18 protein-coding genes are annotated in these 15,717 nt (G+C 64.6%); 6 read left to right on the top strand and 12 right to left on the bottom strand.

Annotated features, from left to right (window positions below):
• Both LDO41_RS07705 and LDO41_RS07700 read right to left on the bottom strand, forming a co-directional pair.
• The coding region (locus tag LDO41_RS07705; RefSeq protein WP_223984149.1) for a TonB-dependent receptor plug domain-containing protein at positions 1-958 on the bottom strand (958 nt) is incomplete at its 3' end.
• 155 nt (positions 959-1,113) lie between these two features.
• Positions 1,114-1,377: an AsnC family transcriptional regulator gene (locus LDO41_RS07700; protein ID WP_223984146.1), complete on the bottom strand. Its 264-nt coding sequence runs from the start codon at positions 1,375-1,377 to the stop codon at positions 1,114-1,116.
• A 157-nt stretch (positions 1,378-1,534) separates the two neighbouring features.
• On the opposite strand from LDO41_RS07700, the gene LDO41_RS07695 reads away from it, so the two are divergent.
• Positions 1,535-2,005 (top strand): Lrp/AsnC family transcriptional regulator, encoded by a 471-nt coding sequence (locus tag LDO41_RS07695; RefSeq protein WP_223984143.1) that lies wholly within the window; start codon positions 1,535-1,537, stop codon positions 2,003-2,005.
• 17 nt (positions 2,006-2,022) lie between these two features.
• Here the strand turns inward: LDO41_RS07695 and LDO41_RS07690 are convergent, their stop codons facing one another.
• On the bottom strand, positions 2,023-2,367 hold the full coding sequence (locus LDO41_RS07690) for a helix-turn-helix domain-containing protein (RefSeq protein WP_223984140.1): 345 nt from the start codon (positions 2,365-2,367) through the stop codon (positions 2,023-2,025).
• Positions 2,360-2,686 carry a type II toxin-antitoxin system RelE/ParE family toxin gene (locus LDO41_RS07685; RefSeq protein WP_223984137.1) on the bottom strand — a complete coding sequence of 109 codons (327 nt, stop codon included), beginning with the start codon at positions 2,684-2,686 and terminating at the stop codon, positions 2,360-2,362. Before LDO41_RS07685 ends, LDO41_RS07690 begins: the two co-directional genes overlap by 8 nt.
• Before the next feature lie 254 nt (positions 2,687-2,940).
• Here LDO41_RS07685 and LDO41_RS07680 point away from each other — a divergent pair, with 254 nt between their 5' ends.
• On the top strand, positions 2,941-3,111 hold the full coding sequence (locus tag LDO41_RS07680) for a hypothetical protein (protein WP_223984122.1): 171 nt from the start codon (positions 2,941-2,943) through the stop codon (positions 3,109-3,111).
• 1 nt (position 3,112) lies between these two features.
• Here the strand turns inward: LDO41_RS07680 and LDO41_RS07675 are convergent, their stop codons facing one another.
• From LDO41_RS07675 to LDO41_RS07655, 5 genes are all read right to left on the bottom strand, one after another.
• Entirely contained in the window at positions 3,113-3,652 is a 540-nt protein-coding gene (locus tag LDO41_RS07675; protein WP_223984119.1) for a hypothetical protein, read from the bottom strand.
• A gap of 136 nt (positions 3,653-3,788) precedes the next feature.
• On the bottom strand, positions 3,789-5,210 hold the full coding sequence (locus LDO41_RS07670; protein WP_223984116.1) for an HDOD domain-containing protein: 1,422 nt from the start codon (positions 5,208-5,210) through the stop codon (positions 3,789-3,791).
• Entirely contained in the window at positions 5,207-7,039 is a 1,833-nt protein-coding gene (locus tag LDO41_RS07665) for a putative bifunctional diguanylate cyclase/phosphodiesterase (protein ID WP_223984113.1), read from the bottom strand. Before LDO41_RS07665 ends, LDO41_RS07670 begins: the two co-directional genes overlap by 4 nt.
• Positions 7,040-7,403: 364 nt before the next feature.
• The gene (locus LDO41_RS07660; protein ID WP_223984110.1) at positions 7,404-7,586 is read right to left on the bottom strand and encodes a YjfB family protein; all 183 of its coding nucleotides are present in this window, start codon (positions 7,584-7,586) and stop codon (positions 7,404-7,406) included.
• A 168-nt stretch (positions 7,587-7,754) separates the two neighbouring features.
• Positions 7,755-8,120, bottom strand: a complete 366-nt coding sequence (locus LDO41_RS07655) for a hypothetical protein (protein WP_223984108.1) — start codon at positions 8,118-8,120, stop codon at positions 7,755-7,757.
• A gap of 264 nt (positions 8,121-8,384) precedes the next feature.
• Between LDO41_RS07655 and LDO41_RS07650 the strand changes: the two genes are divergently transcribed.
• From LDO41_RS07650 to mdtD, 4 genes are all read left to right on the top strand, one after another.
• Positions 8,385-9,068: a GntR family transcriptional regulator gene (locus LDO41_RS07650; protein WP_223984105.1), complete on the top strand. Its 684-nt coding sequence runs from the start codon at positions 8,385-8,387 to the stop codon at positions 9,066-9,068.
• On the top strand, positions 9,065-10,162 hold the full coding sequence (locus LDO41_RS07645) for a mandelate racemase/muconate lactonizing enzyme family protein (RefSeq protein ID WP_223984102.1): 1,098 nt from the start codon (positions 9,065-9,067) through the stop codon (positions 10,160-10,162). Before LDO41_RS07650 ends, LDO41_RS07645 begins: the two co-directional genes overlap by 4 nt.
• A gap of 156 nt (positions 10,163-10,318) precedes the next feature.
• On the top strand, positions 10,319-11,302 hold the full coding sequence (locus tag LDO41_RS07640) for an ABC transporter substrate-binding protein (protein ID WP_223984099.1): 984 nt from the start codon (positions 10,319-10,321) through the stop codon (positions 11,300-11,302).
• 92 nt (positions 11,303-11,394) lie between these two features.
• Positions 11,395-12,822, top strand: coding sequence for a multidrug transporter subunit MdtD (gene mdtD / locus LDO41_RS07635; RefSeq protein WP_223984096.1), 1,428 nt, complete (start codon positions 11,395-11,397; stop codon positions 12,820-12,822).
• 21 nt (positions 12,823-12,843) lie between these two features.
• Here the strand turns inward: mdtD and LDO41_RS07630 are convergent, their stop codons facing one another.
• From LDO41_RS07630 to LDO41_RS07620, 3 genes are read right to left on the bottom strand one after another with little or no spacing between them, the layout of a single operon-like run.
• Positions 12,844-13,812 (bottom strand): threo-3-hydroxy-L-aspartate ammonia-lyase, encoded by a 969-nt coding sequence (locus LDO41_RS07630; RefSeq protein ID WP_223984089.1) that lies wholly within the window; start codon positions 13,810-13,812, stop codon positions 12,844-12,846.
• 22 nt (positions 13,813-13,834) lie between these two features.
• The gene (locus tag LDO41_RS07625) at positions 13,835-14,815 is read right to left on the bottom strand and encodes an ornithine cyclodeaminase family protein (RefSeq protein ID WP_223984086.1); all 981 of its coding nucleotides are present in this window, start codon (positions 14,813-14,815) and stop codon (positions 13,835-13,837) included.
• Positions 14,805-15,404 (bottom strand): helix-turn-helix transcriptional regulator, encoded by a 600-nt coding sequence (locus LDO41_RS07620; RefSeq protein WP_223984070.1) that lies wholly within the window; start codon positions 15,402-15,404, stop codon positions 14,805-14,807. Before LDO41_RS07620 ends, LDO41_RS07625 begins: the two co-directional genes overlap by 11 nt.
• Positions 15,405-15,717 lie beyond the last annotated feature (313 nt).

The raw sequence follows: 15,717 nt of genomic DNA, 5'->3' as shown, positions 1-15,717 counted from the left end.
GCTGACCGTTGTCGAGTTTGACGGTCGTCACGTTGGCGAGGCGTTCGGTGCGCGTGTTGCGCGCCTGATCGCCGGCCAGCGCGCTGGCGGAGGCCATGCGCGGGTTGTGCAACGCCTGATCGAGTGTGAGCGAACCCGGCAGCAACTGATCGACGATATATGCGCCGAAGTAGAAGCGCGTCTCCACGGCCGGGCTGAAGCGATAGCCGAAGTTTGCGTTGAGCTGCTCGTACTGGCCGCGCTCGTGGTTGCGATAGCCTTCCGAGTGATTGACCGTGAGATTGGCGAGGAAGTCGAACGCGCCAATCTGACGTGACACCTGTGCGCTGGCGCGCGCGGTGCCGAAGCTGCCGCCGTCCACGCGCACCATGTTGGGCGCATCGGCCGTGAACGCGGTGGGCGTGGTGAAGTTGATCGCGCCGCCGAGCGTGGTGCTGCCGTAGGCGAGCCCGTTGCCGCCCTTGTAGATCTCCGCGGCGGCCAGCCCGAGCGGATCGATCTGGTAGTAGTCGCCGCTGCCATCGGCAAAGTTGGTCGGCACGCCATCCTGTTGCAGGTCCAGGCCACGCGCGTGGAAGCCGCGCGCAATGCCGGAGCCGCGGATCGACAGCCGCAGTTCCTGGCCGTAGCGTTCCTGCACGTACACGCCGGGCGCGTCCTTGAGCACGTCGCGCAGGTTGCTCGCGTAGGTGTCGCTATACGACGCCGCGTCGACAAAGCCGACCGACCCTGCCGACTGGAACAGCGATTCGCGCTGGCGCGCGATGCCCGGCGCCGTCAGCGAGCCGATGGCATTGGCAGTGGCGGTGATCGGGGGGAGCATGCGCACTTCCGTGGCGGGCACGGCGGCGTCGTTCGTCGCGGCGGGCGACGGTGCTGTGGATTGCGCGGCGGCGATTCCCGTCAGCGCGGCGGCTGGCAACACCGACAGGCGGCGCCAGGCTTTGGCTCGTTTCATTGACTTCCTTGCTGCCGGCCGACTTGCATCGTCAGGCCGATGCCGTCAGCCTGATCTTATGGGCTCGACGCAAGGATAGGAATGTGCGGACGCGCGCGCCATGTGACACAGCGCCGCATTGATCGAAGGTGTGACGGGGTACGCCGTGTGAACCCTCAGGCGGCAAGCGCTTCTTCTTCAGCGTTGAAGAACTCGGCATCGGTCACGGTCACGTCAACCCCCTGGCTGACGCGCCGCAGGAACAGATGCAGCAGGTCGGCATCGGGCGCTTCCGTCACGAGTCGCGCGGAGAGGCCCTGCATCTGAATCTGCTGCAGCGTCAGACCCGTGCGACGGGCGCTGGCGAGCACCCATTCCAGCGCGCCGAACGTATCGGCGCCTTCGAAGCGGAGGTCGAGCTGCAGGGCAGGGAAGGACATGACGGGGGCACTCGGGAATACGTGGGCGATGGAGACAATGTACCAGCGTCGTCCCAGAATAGGCTTCTTATTGTCCTGCTATCAGGTCAAAAATGCAGACGATTCTCTGGTTTCGTGTAGAGTTTGAAGGATATTGTTCTTCAATCCGCTAAAGGACATGAATAACCCTCCCAAACTCGACGACGTCGATCGCCGCATCCTGCGCGAACTGAGTCGCGACGGTCGCATCTCCAATGCGAAGCTCGCCGAACGTGTCGGGCTGTCCCCCACGCCGTGCTGGAACCGCGTGCGCGCGCTCGAGGAAGCCGGCGTGATCGAACGCTACGCGGCATTGCTCGACCAGAAGGCGCTCGGATTCCCCGATACGGTCTTGATCGAAGTCACACTGGACCGTCACGACGACGACATGCTGCACCGCTTCGGCGAGGCACTGGCCGAACTCCCCGAAGTCCTTGAGGCGCATCTGCTGACAGGGGAGTACGACTACCTGATCAAGGTGGCAGTCGCCGGCACCGAGGGCTACGAGGAGTTCCTGCGCCACAAGCTCTACAAGCTACCGGGATTGCGCCACAGCCGTTCGACCTTCGTACTCCGCACCCTCAAGCGCGCACCATCGGTGCAGCCGTAGGCGACTCGGCGTGTGGGTCAGGCCAGCGAGATGATCAGCTTCTTGCCGCATGCCGCCGCATAGCGACGCAGCGTGGCGAAGGACGGCGAATGTTTCTCGCTGCTCAGCGAGGACTCGAGGCGCGAGATTGCGGAGGCCGTCGTGCCCATGCGCTCGGCAACCTGCGCCTGTGTCAGGCCCGCAGCCCTGCGCGCTTCCAGCAGCGCCTCGAGCGCGGCAAACTCTTCTTCGAGCGCGTCGTAGGCCTGCTTGAAACCGGGCCGGGCGAACAGCTTGGCTTCATCGGCGGCGCTGTGAGCGACGGGTTGATACCGCTCACCGGCGGCATCCGAATGCTTTGTTCTGACTTGTGCCTTAACCATGTTTGACCTCCTTGAGTCGTGCCCGCGCAATGCGCAGTGCTTCAGGTGGTGTCTCGCGTGTTTTCTTCACGATGCTGTGCAACATGACGATGGTGTGGCCCTGCATCGTGCAATAGAACACACGACCAATCCCTTCCGTGCCGCGTGGGCGAAGCTCGAAGAGCCCTTCGCCCATGGCCCGTGAATGTGGCATGCGCAGATCGGCGCCGTAATCCTCCAACACATGCAGCAGGCGCAGATAGCCAGCCAATATGTCGTTGGGCAGAGCCAAGATTTCCGCTTTGGTACGGTCGCTGTAGTACTGGATGGTCCAGCGCACGGGATGCCTCCATGTTAGCAAGTTTGCTATACGGGGGCAACCTCAAAAAGTGTCCCCGGCCTCTGCGAATCGTGCAGGGCGCGGGGTGCATAGGGAATGGGACGATTCTGAAACTGGTCGTGCGCCACAAAGGTACGCCGGTACACGGGGCGAGGTAGGAACCGGCCTACAACGCTCTCCGTGGTTCACCGATGTCTGCGGGCGAATGCGCTGTCTACATTGAAGCCGTCTGCAACAACCGCGGGAGGTATGTCATGTCATTCGCGCTATACCTGATCGGCGTGCTGCTGCTCGTCGGCGGCATTGCCTGGGGGCTTGTCACGATGGGCGTGTCACAGGTCTATATCGGCATCGCCTGCGTGATCGTGCTGGGCATTGGCATCATGTCCGCGGTGTCGCGGACACGTGCCAAGGACCCTTCGTGATCTAGCGGCGGTTGCGGTCGCCGCGCGCGTCGAGGATGATCATCGTGCGGTCGACCACGCCGGCATCCGTGAAGTAGACGCTGAAGTGCGCGGGCTGGTACGGCGGCACGTACATGCGATACGACCATGCCTCGCGCTTCATCAACGGGTAGTAGTTGATGGGCTCCTTCGGCTGACCCCATCGTTCCAGCACGTCCTGCTTGGTCCAGACGCCCGGCTTCGCGGAGTAGATCTCCGCTTCCGTCAGCATTTCCCGGAAGCTCTTGAGCCGGCCGTTCGCGTCGAAGTCCGCGGCATAGATGTCATAGCCGTACGGCTGCTTGGAGTAAATCCAGCGCGTGGTGCCGTCGGCCAGCTTGAACGTGTCGGTGGGCGTGCCGAAGGTCTCGCGCACGGCACTCTCGGGGCCGCCGATCAGTTTGTCGCCGGTCTTGACCGGCTCCAGCGCCGCGCAGCCGGCCAGCAGCGCCGCTGCGGCAACCGTTACCAAGGTGGCCGCACGCAATGCGCGCAAGGGGAAAAGATGAGGGGTGTGGGACATCGTGGCGTCTCCGTTTCTCGCAATGATGAGCATAGTGCATTTGCGTCCCGCATGTCGGGACGCGTATCTGCATGCTCTTAGAACACGCGCACGGGTAAAAATATTCCGTGGGAAGACGCCGTTTGTTTACAAGATGTTATTGGCCGGTCGAGCGTAGAAAGCTTGCCGCGATTTCCTTCGCGAACTCGTCGACCAGCGCAAGTTCCGTCTCGGTGAGCCCGCCCGCGCAGCACGTCGGTCCCCAGTCCCCGCACAGCAGCGCCACGCAGCGGTTGCGCAGCTTCACCGGTGCCAGCAGCACCGAGCGCGCCTCGGGCATGGCGTCGCGATACCAGCGCGGTACGCGTTGGGCCACTTCCGCATCGTGGGTGTCCTCGAATTGCAGCGGACGCGGCGAGATCGTGGCGAAGTGGAAGATATCGGGTACGAAGCCTTCCTCGAACGTCAGCACGTCCAGCTTCTCGCGCACGCCGTTGCCGAACCCGAGACGCGCATCGAAGCGCTTGGCGCCGGGGTTCAACACCATCAGGAAGCAGTGCTGGAAGTTGAGCGCGCGCATGACGGACTCCAGCGCGAGCGGTGCCATCTGTCCGATCGACAGGCCGGCGCCTTCGCGGCGCACTTCCTCGAGGCCGATCTGCAGCCGTTCGAGCGCATCGGCGGGCTTGCCTTCCGGCGTGGGCGCTTCCGCGTCGGTCGACTCCGCCTGCGCGATCGAAGCGCTCAGCGTGCCGGCCTGGCGAATCGCGAAACTGATGTCGGCGGCATCGAGCCCGAGCATGCGCGCGTGTTCTGCGAGCAATGCTTCCACTTCCTCGGGCGCGGCATCGCGCGTTACCGCGGCGGCCGCCTGCGATGACACGTGCGCCATGGCGCCAAGCCAGTCGGCGTGGGTCTCGATCACGCTCTCGGCAGTCAGTGGGCGATGGCTCATCGAGTTGGCGATGAGTCCGGGCAGACGCCATTTGATCGCGGCCGCCTCGGCAATTTCCGCCAGCGAGACGCCGACCACCTCGACGCACGCGTCGGTCTCGCTCATGTCGCCGGACTCGGTCAACGCCTGGATACGTTCCCACTCATCCGGGAAATAGAACACGAGCAACAGGCGGCTCATATGGTGCATCAGCGTGCAGACGACCGCTTCCTCACCCTCGTTGATGCCGCGCGCGTTGCTGAGCGCGCGCGTGATCTCGCCCGCGACCAGCGCCTGCGTCATCGCGCGCGCCGCCTGCGGGCGGCTGGGCGCCACGCCGTGGAAATAGTCAAGCAACTGCACGCCGAGCGTCAGATGGCTGATGGCCTCCACCCCGAGCACGAGGATCGCGCGCGAGACCGTCGTCACCTCGCCGCCAAACGAGCGATACATCGCCGAGTTGGCAAGCCGGATGACCTTTTGCGACAGGCTGAAGTCCGACAGCACGCTCGCGGCCATCTCACCGACGTTGAGGTCGCTCTGCAGCGTCTTGAAGATGTTGTCGACCGAATACTGCAGCGTCGGGAAGTCTCCCTGCTGCGCCATGCGGTTCCAGAGCATCTCGAAGAAGGCGTCCTTTTTCATGCCTGCCCCTGCGAGAACACGTCGGTATGGCCGAGCCGCAGTGTGCCGGCGCGCAGCGCGCGCTCGAACTCGCCCGGTGGCAGCGCATGCGCATACCGCCAGCCCTGCACCAGCGTGCAGCCTTGTGCCGACAGCAGATGCGCCTGCGCGTCGGACTCGACGCCTTCGGCGATTGCCACCAGGCCGAGCTCGCGCGAGAGCGACATCACCGCCGACACGATCGTGCGCGCATGCGGGGAGTCCATCATGTCGCTGACGAAGCTGCGGTCGATCTTGAGCGCCGACAGCGGAAAACGGCGTAGATAGGACAGGCTGGAATAGCCGGTGCCGAAGTCGTCCACCGCGAAACGGATGCCGAGCGCGCGCAGCTCCGTGAGCAGCGATTCGGTTGCCGCCGGATCGGTCATCAGCGCGCTTTCGGTGATCTCGAGCACCACGCGGTCCGGCACGATGCCGGCATCGTGGATCGCGTTGCGCACGCTGTCGAGAAAGCCCGGATGGCGGAATTGCACCGGCGAAACGTTGACGGACATGTGCTGCACGTGAATGCCCTGTGCATCCCAGCTGGCCAGCTGCGCGCACGCGCAACGCAGGGCCCAGGCGCCAAGATGCTTGATCAGGCCGTTGTTCTCGGCCATCGGAATGAACACGTCCGGGGCGATCGCCCCCTGCGGATGTTCCCAGCGCATAAGCGCCTCGGTCGCGCAGACCTCGCCCGTTTCGGGCCAGACGATCGGTTGATAGTGCAGCAGGAACTCGCCGTTCTGTACCGCTTCGAACATGCTCTGCTCGATGCGGAACTGCTCGTCGAGCCGGTGCTCGTACTCGGGCGAATACAGGCAGTAGCGATTCTTGCCGAGCGCCTTGGCCTCGTACATCGCGAGGTCGGCGCGGCGCAGCCACTGCGATTCCGTCAGCGGCGTTTCGGTGAGCGGCGTGGTGCCCGCGAAGGCGAGGCCGATACTGGTGGTGATGCGCACCTGGCAGCCGCCCAGATGGAACGGCTGGCGGCACACGTGGATCACGCGCTCGAGAATGCGGATGGCTTCCGATTCGCTGTCGAGCCCTTCGAGCATCAGCACGAATTCGTCGCCGCCGAGCCGCGCGACCATATTGCGCGAGCGCAGCGCGTCCTGCAGGCGCTTGCCGATCTCCTTGAGCAGCGCGTCGCCAAATTCGTGGCCGAGCGAGTCGTTGACCTTCTTGAAGCCGTCGAGGTCCATCAGCGCCAGCGCGAACAGCTGGCCGGGTGTGCCGCGCGCCGAAAACTCGGCGATGCGCTTGCGCATATAGGCGCGATTGCCCGCGCCCGTGAGCGGGTCCTGATAGGACAGTTCGACCAGTTGGCGCTCGTTCTCGACCCAGTCGGTCACGTCGTGCCCGGTCAGTAGCAGTTCCGCGTGCTCGTCGGCGCGGTCGTCGTTGACCCGCCGCGTGATGCGCAGATCGATCCAGCGGCTGCTGCGAATGCCACAGACGAAGCGGAAGCGGTCGCGGCGCACGGTGCCGTCCTGCGCGCAGCGCTGCAGCAGCCAGGCCAGCCGCTGGCGTTCCTCGGCCGCGACGATGTCGAGCACGGAGACGCGCAGCAGGTATTCGCGGGGATAGTCGAGCAGATGCGCCGAAGACTCGGTGGCGCGGCGGATGCGGCCGGCGGCCTCGGTCTGGAGCGCCAGGTCGCCCGTGGCTTCCAGCAATGCCCAGCCTTCGCGTTCGGCTGCGCGTTCATCCGCGCTCTGGCCGGACGCGGAGGAGAGGGCGTCGAGCGCCACGAAATCCCGATCGACCGGGTCGTGAGCCAGAGCCACATCAAACGTAATCGAGGTCATTAAGTTCCTCAGCGTGGGTTTCTCTGGTTCGCGTGTTTGGACGACAGGAGTCGGGACCCGAGTAAAAACACCGGACAAGTGCCAGCGTGCAACAACGCAATCTCCAGAAATCCACCAGGCTGGCGGCAACGAATGACGAATGAGCGACCGATTCTAATACGACGGCTTACGCTTGGCGATGTCCGTGTGGCTGCCGGATGCAAGGCAGTTGGCGTTTTCGCACAACGCGGTGTTTTTACAGGATGGCCTTCGCACTTCGGTTTATATTCTCGCCCCCCTTCGTCCGCGGGTGGTGGTATCCGGCGCGACGACGCTTCCGCGCGCGCCGGCACGTCAAGCTTCGGCCGATACGGTCAAACCTTGGTCAAACCTTGATATCGATGTTTTGCCCCAGATGCGGGGGATTGCTGGCGGGGGTCACCTGTGGCAGGCCTTGCAACAGGGTGGCCACGCTGGCGGCCTGCATATCCAGCGATTTGCGCAGCATTACCAGCGGCACGGGATTGGCGCCCGAATTACTGGCTGCGCTGACAACGGATGTATCCATGAATATCGTCCGATCGTTGAGGGGAGCACGGGAGAAACCTCCCTGCATCGATCGTTAACGGCAACGTCAAAAGATACTGAAGGCCTTGCGCGGGATATTGGAAGGACGACTGAAGGGGGGAGTACCCCCCTCTCCCGTGGGGAGAGGGGTTTTGCCTGCGCTACCTGTTTACTTGGTGGCGGCGGTCGGCGACTTCTTGTGCGTCGTCGACTTTTTCTTGGCCGGCTTGGCGGCCTTGTCGTCGACCAGCGCGCTGGCCGTGTTCTGGCGCGCGCCCTGCGTGTACGGGTCGAACTTGTCGTTCTTCGCCGTATCGGGGATATACCCGTCCTTGTTGGTCACGCGATTGGCGTCCGGCTGATAGCCGTCCTTGTTGCTAATGCGGTTGGGGTCGGCGACGTAGCCGTCCTTGTTGGTCGTCCGCATGTTGTAGTCATAGCGGTCGGCCGGGTTGGCCGGGCCCGCCGCATGCGCGATACCGGCCGACAACATGGCCGTGGCGGCGATAGCGGCCAGGGCGACGATGGTCTTCATGGTGACTCCTGTCTTTTATGAGTGGGAATGAACATCCCGCACCGTTGCGCGCGCACGGGGCCCGTCAGCAGGGCTGACCGTCAGCGTACGCCTGTGCGCGAAAAAGTTCCAGACACCCCCAAACCAAGGTATTACAGGTACCGCCCATATATGCGAGGGGCGTCTATCGAAGCGCGGAATGATTGTTTGACGTCACGTTGTTATTTGTTAACACTTAGGACATTCCCGACCCTCCAGACCCCTCCAGCCCTTTCTGGACCGCCTATGACCGCTTCCATCGCACCGCTCGCCAGCCGGATTGCCCTCGATACCCAGGGCGCCGCGGCGATCCGCCGGGCCATCATCGAGGGCGCCCTGGGTCCGGGCGCACTGGTCAACGAGACCGAACTAGGCCAATCGCTCGGCATCTCGCGCAGCACGGCACGGACCGCGCTCAAGCTGCTCGAGCTGGAAGGGCTGGTATCGCAGCAGCAGTACAAAGGCTGGCGGATTTTCACGCCGACGGCCGAGGACGCGCTGAACCTGTATGTATTGCGGGGCGCGCTGGAGGGAGTGGCCGCGGCACAGGTCGCGCGCGGCGCGCAACCGGCCAGCCTGGCACGCATCGCGCAGGACTATGCGGCCATGCAGGCCGCGGCGGGACGGCATGACATGCGGGCGATGAGCGATGCCGATCATGCGTTCCATACGCGGCTGATCGTCGAGTCGGGCAACCCGCGGCTGGCCGACCAGTACCTGCAGGTGCAGCAGCACATCAAGATCTACGTGGCCACCGCGAACCGGATTCGCGGCCGCTTCCGCGACATCGTCCAAGATCACGACGCGATGAAGGACGCGATCCTGGCCGGCGACGCGGCGGGCGCCGAGGCGGCCGCGCGCGAGCACAGCCGGCAGGCGGGCGCGATGATCGCCGCCGTCCTCAACTCCTCTCAAGTTCCGACATCATGAAAATTGCCAGGGCCGAAGCCATCCTTGTCTCGATCCCGTTCCAGCCCATCGGTATTCCGCCGTGGAGCTGGGGCGACAAGGCCGAGAACTGTTTCGATACGCTGCTGGTCCGCATCGAGACCGATACCGGCATCGTGGGCTGGGGCGAGGCGTTCTCGCGCAACAAGGACCGCGCGCTGGCCGAGACCATCCGCACGAAGATCCTGCCGCTGATCGTGGGCCGCGATGCCACGGCGATCGCGCGCATCAAGCACGACCTCGAGTTCAACCTGCACAACTTCGGCCGCGTGAGCGGGGTCATGAACGGGATCTCGGCGGTGGATATCGCGCTGTGGGACATCCTCGGCAAATCGACCGGCCGGCCGCTGGTGGACCTGATCGGCGGCGCGTTTGCCGATCAGCTGCCGGTCTACGCGAGCCTGCTGCGCTATGCCGACGAGAAAAACCTTGGCGATGCGATCGAGCAGTCGATCGCGCGCGGCTACCGCTATATCAAGCTGCACGAGGTGGATCTGGACCTGATCCGCTTTGCCGTGCGTCTCGGCGAGGGCCGCGCGCGCTTCATGCTCGATACCAACTGTCCGTGGTCGGTGTCGGAGACCATCCGCAACGCGCGCGCACTGGCGGACATCGATCTGATGTGGCTCGAAGAACCGGTGTGGCCGCCCGAGAATTACGACGGGCTGGCGCAGGCGAGGGCGGCCGGACCGTTCCCGATCGCCGCTGGCGAGAATCAGGGCAGCCTGTTCGATATCGCCGCGATGATCTCGAAGGGCGCAATCGATATCGCCCAGCCCGACGTGGCCAAGACCGGTGGCGTGACCGAACTGCTGCGCATCCGCGCGTTGTGCGAGGCGACCGGCGTCGACTTCGTGCCGCACTGCGCGTTGTTCGGGCCGGGTCAGGTGGCGACGTTTCACCTCAATGCGTCGACCCAGTCGAAGCCGGTGGTCGAGCGGCTCTATTGCGATTTCGAGGAAGACCTGTACGGCCATCGCGCCGATCCGGTGGATGGCTTCATCCGCGTGCCGATGGGTCCCGGACTCGGGCTCGATCCCGATCTGGCGATCGTCGACAAATACCGCGTGAATTAGAACGCGGACTCCGAACGCGACCGGTCTGGCCGGTCACCCTTGACGATTTCGACCTCGACGGATGGCGTTCCAGCCGGCGGGGGGCGCATTACCTCGTCTTTGTTTTGCTTTTTCCCCTAATGCCCCCGCATTCCAACCATTCGAAGAGGTCGCATCATGCGTCGTGACATATCGCTTTCCAGACGAAATTTCCTGTTCTCCGCGCCCGCCCTGGCCGGCGCCGCCGCCGTCGCCACGGCGGGCCTGGGGCTCGCCTCCACCGCGCAGGCCGCCGATGTGACACTGGTCCTCGGCGATCAGGCCGGTTTGCTGCGGGGCCTCGTCGAAGCCTCGGGCGTGCTCAAGGACGTCGGCTTCAAGTACCGCTGGGCCAGCTTCCAGGGCGCCGCGCCGCTGTTCGAGGCGCAGCACGCGAACGCGGTCGATGTGGCGTGGGGCGGCGACTTGCCGATCCTGGCCGCGTCGATCGGCGATCCGAACTTCCGCATCGTCACCACGCTGGGTGGCCAACCGTCGTCTCTGGGGTTGCTCGTGCACGAGGATTCGAAGCTGCGTTCGGTGGCAGACCTCAAGGGTCAGACCGTGATCATCTCGTCGGCGCGCGGCAGTGTGGCGCAGTATCAGCTGTACGGCGCGCTGGCCGAGGTCGGGCTCAAGCCGACCGATGTGACGGTGCGCTTCGTGTTGCCGACCGACGCCGCCGCCGCGTTCGCGTCGCGCCAGATCGAGGTGTGGGGGACATTCGACCCGTATTTCGGCGTGGCGCAGCAGCGCGGCGCGCGTGTCCTGCGCGACGGCTCGCGGATCAACAGCGGGCTGTTCTTCGTCACCGCGCCGCAGCCATCGCTGACCGATCCGGGTAAGCGGGCCGCGCTGGCCGGGTACCTCGCCGCGCTGCAACGCGCGGGGACCTGGGCACGGGCCAACCCCGATGCCTACACGCGGCTGTATGCCGAACTCACGAAGGTACAGCCGGAGGCCGCCCGCATCATCACGAACCGTTCGTTCGTCAATATCCGCCGCTTCACCGACGAGGACGTGGCGACGCTGCAAAAGGTGTCGGATGCTGCGTCGGGCTGGGGCATCCTCCCACGCCGGGTGGACGTGCAAGCCATAGCGGAGCAAAAGCTGGTGGCCTGAGCGGTCACCGAAAGCCCCTGTCGGCGACCGGCCGACTTGCCAGCAGGGGTTGTCGGGCATAAGGTTCTGCATTTGGCCGCCGGAGCTCTCGCATGCCCACGTCTTTGCCCGACGACCGCAACCTGCGCATCATGTTGTGGGTCGTCGCGGTCGGCTTCTTCATGCAGACGCTCGACTCGACGATCGTCAACACCGCGTTGCCGGCGATGGCCGCCAGTCTTGGCGAGAGTCCGCTGAGCATGCAGTCGGTGATCATCGCGTACTCGCTGACGATGGCCGTGATCATCCCCGCGTCGGGCTGGCTGGCCGACCGGTTCGGCACGCGTACGATCTTTCAGATAGCGATTGCTCTGTTCGTGCTCGGCTCCCTGCTGTGCGCATGGGCGCAATCGCTCACCGTGCTGGTGATCGCGCGCGTGGTGCAGGGGGTGGGCGGGGCCATGCTGCTGCCGGTGGGGCGGCTATCGGTGCTGCGCACGTTTCCGCGCGACCAATATCTGCAGGCGCTGAGCTTTGTGGCGATTCCCGGCATGATCGGTCCGCTGATTGGGCCGACGCTGGGTGGGTGGCTCACGCAGACATTTTCCTGGCACTGGATCTTCCTGATCAATGTGCCGGTGGGGGTGATCGGTGCCCTCGCCACGGTGCGCTACATGCCCAACGCCCGGCTGCCGGGTATCGGCCCGTTCGATCTGGGTGGCTACTTCCTGCTGGCCACCGCGATGGTGACGCTATCGTTCGCGCTGGACGGGCTCGCCGAACTCGGCTTTCAACCGGCCGTGGTGCTGATGCTGCTGATCGCCAGCCTCGGCGCGCTGACGGTCTATGTCCTGCATGCGCGACGGCGCAAGCAACCGCTGTTTCCGCTGCGGCTGTTCCGCATCCACGCGTTCAGCGTCGGGCTGCTCGGTAACCTGTTTGCGCGCATCGGCAATGGCGCGATGCCGTTCCTGATTCCGCTGACGCTGCAGGTGAGCCTCGGCTTTTCGCCGATCAAGGCCGGCCTGATGATGCTGCCGGTCACCGCGGCGGGCATGGCGGCCAAGCGGCTGGCCACCATGTTGATCGAGAAGTACGGATATCGCGTGGTGCTGACGACCAACACGGTGCTGGTCGGCATCGTGATCGCCTCGTTCGCGCTAATCGCGCCCGGTCGGCCGCTCGCGCTGACCATTATCCAGCTGGCGATTTTCGGTGCGGTCAACTCGATCCAGTTCACGGCGATGAATACCGTCACGCTCAAGGACCTCGGTGGCAATACCGCCAGCAGCGGCAACAGCATGCTGTCGATGGTGCAGATGCTGTCGATGAGCCTGGCGGTGACGTCCGCGGGCGCGCTGCTGTCGACGTTCCAGCAGGGCATCGGCCGCCATTCCGGCATGGCCGTGCTGCCCGCATTCCACACCACCTTCCTGTGCCTCGGCGTGATTACCGCCGCATCGGCGTGGATCTTCCTGCAGCTCCCACCCGAGGTGGCCCGAGGCACGCGCGAGGAGGTCAAGCAGGCCGGGGAAATCTGAGTCCGGCCCGCGCTGTCGAGCTCAGTTCGATAGCAACTGGCAGAAGCGTTCCAGATCGACGTTGCCGCCGCTGATCACGATGCCGATGCGCTTGCCCTGCAGTTCGGGTTTGATCGTGAGCGCGCCGGCCAGGCCCAGTGCGCCCGTCGGCTCGACCAGGATCTTCATGCGCGCGGCGAACAGGCGCATCGAATCGATCAGTTGTGCGTCCGAGGCGGTGAGGATGTCGGTGACGTCGCGGCGAATGATTCCGAACGTATAGTTGCCGAGGTGCTGGGTCTGCGCGCCGTCCGCGATGGTCTTGGGTGTCGGGATGTCCACGATCTCGCCGCTGCGGAACGAGCGCTGGCCGTCATTGCCCGCTTCCGGTTCCACGCCGTAGATCTTGCATTGCGGCGCAAGCGCGCGCGCGGTCAGCGCCGTGCCCGACAGCAGGCCGCCGCCGCCGAGCGGCGTGAAAATCGCGTCCAGCGTGCCCACTTCTTCAAACAATTCCTTGGCGGCGGTGCCCTGGCCCGTCAGCACGTCCGGGTGATCGTACGGCGGGATCAGCGTCATGCCATGCTCTTCGGCGAGCTTGCGGCCGATGGCCTCGCGGTCTTCCTTGTAGCGGTCGTACACCACCACATTGCCGCCATACCCCTTGGTGGCCGCCACCTTCGCGGCGGGCGCGTCGTGCGGCATGATGATCGTCGCCGGCATGCCGAGCAGGCGCGCCGACAGCGCGATGGCCTGCGCATGGTTGCCCGAGGAGAACGCCACCACGCCACCGCGGCGTTGTTCCGGCGTGAATTTCGACAGCGCATTGAAGCCGCCACGGAACTTGAACGCGCCCATGCGCTGCAGGTTCTCGCACTTGAAGAACACTTCGGCGCCGAGCAGGTCGTTGACCGTGCGCGACGTCATGACGGGGGTCTTGTGCGCGTGGCCTTCGAGCCGTTTGGCAGCGGCTTCGACGTCGGCGTAGGTGGGCAGGGTAATGTCGGTCATGGGTGTTGGCTGGAAAGAAGAGTTACCAGGGCCATGCGATGGCGGTACCGACGCCTTCGGCCATGGCTCGTTCATGGATCATGCGCCCGACGGTCAGGTCCTGCAACGCCAGGCCCGTCATATCGAACACGGTGATATCGCCCGGCTGGCGCGCGATGGACGCCGTGCTGGTCAGCAGATCGCCGATCTCCGTGCAGGTCACGTCGGGCGCCCACTGGCGTTCGCCGATCGTGACCGATTGCTCGCGGTCGTCGGCGACGACGATAGCGCGCTCCAGCACGCCTGCCGGTAGCTCGCGCTTGCCGCGCGTATCGGCGCCGACCGCATTGATATGCGTGCCGGGGCGCAATGCGTCGGCATCGAACAAGGGGCCGCGGCCCGGCGTCGCGGTAATGACGATACTGCTATCCGCCACGGCCTGGTTGCGGTCAGTCACATGGCTCACCGTGCAGTCCGCCGACGCGGTCCTGATGCTCGCTTCGAACGCGGCATCCGGCGCGCCGCTGGCGCTGACATAGCGCACGGTGCGCAGTGACGGCAGCAGCCGCAATGCGAAGGCGACCTGCACGCGCGCTTGCACCCCGGTGCCGAACACGCATAGCGACGCACTGTCCGGCCGCGCGAGTTCCCGCAGGCCGATGCCGCCCGCGGCGCCGGTGCGCGCGGTAGTAATCGCGTTGCCATCGATCATGCAGACCGGACGTCCGGTCAGGGGATCGATCAGCAGGATGGTGGCCTGATGCGGCTCTCCGCCGCGCGCACGGTTGGCGGGCCAGAAGCCGGCGGCTTTGAAGCCGAGCAGGCCCTGCGCGGGCACATCGCCGGCCTTGATGCCGAACACGCCGCCGGTCGGCAGCTGTTCGCGAATCACGGGAAACACGCGTCCCTCGCGCTTGCTGTGCAGCGAGAACGCTTCGCGTACGGCAAGCAGCACGTCTTCGGGATTCAGCAGCGACTCGACCGCGTGTTTGTCGAGCAGCAAAAGTTGGGCGTCAGCGGGCATAGCTATAGACGGAGGCACGCGACACTCCAAGGTGCGCGGCAATGGTTTCCATGGCGCGCCGCACGTCGAGCAGACCGGCGGCCCTGAGTTCGGACAGCAGCGCGCGGCGTTCGTCGGTGCGCAATGCGCGAGGCGTGGTGGCGTGGCGTCCGGCGAATGCGTCGATACGCGCGCGGATGGCATCGGCACCACCGGCCGGGTCCAGCGATTCGCGCGGCCCTTCGGTGTCCATCCGCATGAACTGGTTCATCGCGCTCTGCAGGCCACGGAACAGCGTCAGATCGAGGTTCAGGCAGAGCGCCGCGATATAGCGGCCGCTCGCATCCTTGATGCCGATCGAGGTGCTCTTGGCCTGACGGCCATCGGCGAACTGGTTCGCATAGTTGGCGAGCACCTGTGTGAAATCGGGGTCGGCAATGCGCGCCATGCCGAGCTCGGTGGCTGGATCTCCAACCTGACGGCCCGACAGGCTGTTGTGGATCGCGAGAATGGCCTGATCGGGCTCGAGCAGATCGTGCACCACGACTTCGCAGAAGGGCGCGAGCGTCTGCCCGAGGCCATCGGCGATCTGGCGGAGCTGGTCGAGCATGGCTCGTTGCTCCGGGGTGCGGGATTTTGAGGGGCGCGCATTCATCTTTACATATTGTACAACAGTGTACGAAATGTCAAGGTCGATGTTGGCCGAGTCTCCGGTTTTCGTGTCTGCGCATCTAATAAGTTGTCATTAAATTGATTTTATTGGGGCTAAATTAGTTTCTAATTCTTTTTCCAATTTCTTGCGCAAGTCGCGGGGGGGTCTATGCTGATTTCACGGCGCATATTAATGGTTTTTTGCCGTAAATTCAGTTAATAAAAACAGACTAAAAATGCGGAATTCCCAGCAGTAATAATCAGAAAAAAGG

Source organism: Cupriavidus pampae (assembly GCF_914271485.1).
Classification (GTDB): Bacteria; Pseudomonadota; Gammaproteobacteria; order Burkholderiales; family Burkholderiaceae; genus Cupriavidus; species Cupriavidus pampae.
This window is presented reverse-complemented; position numbering and strand designations above follow the sequence as displayed.

What these genes read in the sequence shown, in the direction of transcription:
- LDO41_RS07655 (WP_223984108.1), bottom strand. Translation starts at nt 8,120, where the DNA reads ATGAAGACCATCGTCGCCCTGGCCGCTATCGCCGCCACGGCCATGTTG.
- LDO41_RS07650 (WP_223984105.1), top strand. Translation starts at nt 8,385, where the DNA reads ATGACCGCTTCCATCGCACCGCTCGCCAGCCGGATTGCCCTCGATACC.
- LDO41_RS07630 (WP_223984089.1), bottom strand. Translation starts at nt 13,812, where the DNA reads ATGACCGACATTACCCTGCCCACCTACGCCGACGTCGAAGCCGCTGCC.
- LDO41_RS07640 (WP_223984099.1), top strand. Translation starts at nt 10,319, where the DNA reads ATGCGTCGTGACATATCGCTTTCCAGACGAAATTTCCTGTTCTCCGCG.
- mdtD (WP_223984096.1), top strand. Translation starts at nt 11,395, where the DNA reads ATGCCCACGTCTTTGCCCGACGACCGCAACCTGCGCATCATGTTGTGG.
- LDO41_RS07675 (WP_223984119.1), bottom strand. Translation starts at nt 3,652, where the DNA reads ATGTCCCACACCCCTCATCTTTTCCCCTTGCGCGCATTGCGTGCGGCC.
- LDO41_RS07690 (WP_223984140.1), bottom strand. Translation starts at nt 2,367, where the DNA reads ATGGTTAAGGCACAAGTCAGAACAAAGCATTCGGATGCCGCCGGTGAG.
- LDO41_RS07700 (WP_223984146.1), bottom strand. Translation starts at nt 1,377, where the DNA reads ATGTCCTTCCCTGCCCTGCAGCTCGACCTCCGCTTCGAAGGCGCCGAT.
- LDO41_RS07625 (WP_223984086.1), bottom strand. Translation starts at nt 14,815, where the DNA reads ATGCCCGCTGACGCCCAACTTTTGCTGCTCGACAAACACGCGGTCGAG.
- LDO41_RS07660 (WP_223984110.1), bottom strand. Translation starts at nt 7,586, where the DNA reads ATGGATACATCCGTTGTCAGCGCAGCCAGTAATTCGGGCGCCAATCCC.
- LDO41_RS07695 (WP_223984143.1), top strand. Translation starts at nt 1,535, where the DNA reads ATGAATAACCCTCCCAAACTCGACGACGTCGATCGCCGCATCCTGCGC.
- LDO41_RS07620 (WP_223984070.1), bottom strand. Translation starts at nt 15,404, where the DNA reads ATGCTCGACCAGCTCCGCCAGATCGCCGATGGCCTCGGGCAGACGCTC.
- LDO41_RS07645 (WP_223984102.1), top strand. Translation starts at nt 9,065, where the DNA reads ATGAAAATTGCCAGGGCCGAAGCCATCCTTGTCTCGATCCCGTTCCAG.
- LDO41_RS07680 (WP_223984122.1), top strand. Translation starts at nt 2,941, where the DNA reads ATGTCATTCGCGCTATACCTGATCGGCGTGCTGCTGCTCGTCGGCGGC.
- LDO41_RS07665 (WP_223984113.1), bottom strand. Translation starts at nt 7,039, where the DNA reads ATGACCTCGATTACGTTTGATGTGGCTCTGGCTCACGACCCGGTCGAT.
- LDO41_RS07670 (WP_223984116.1), bottom strand. Translation starts at nt 5,210, where the DNA reads ATGAAAAAGGACGCCTTCTTCGAGATGCTCTGGAACCGCATGGCGCAG.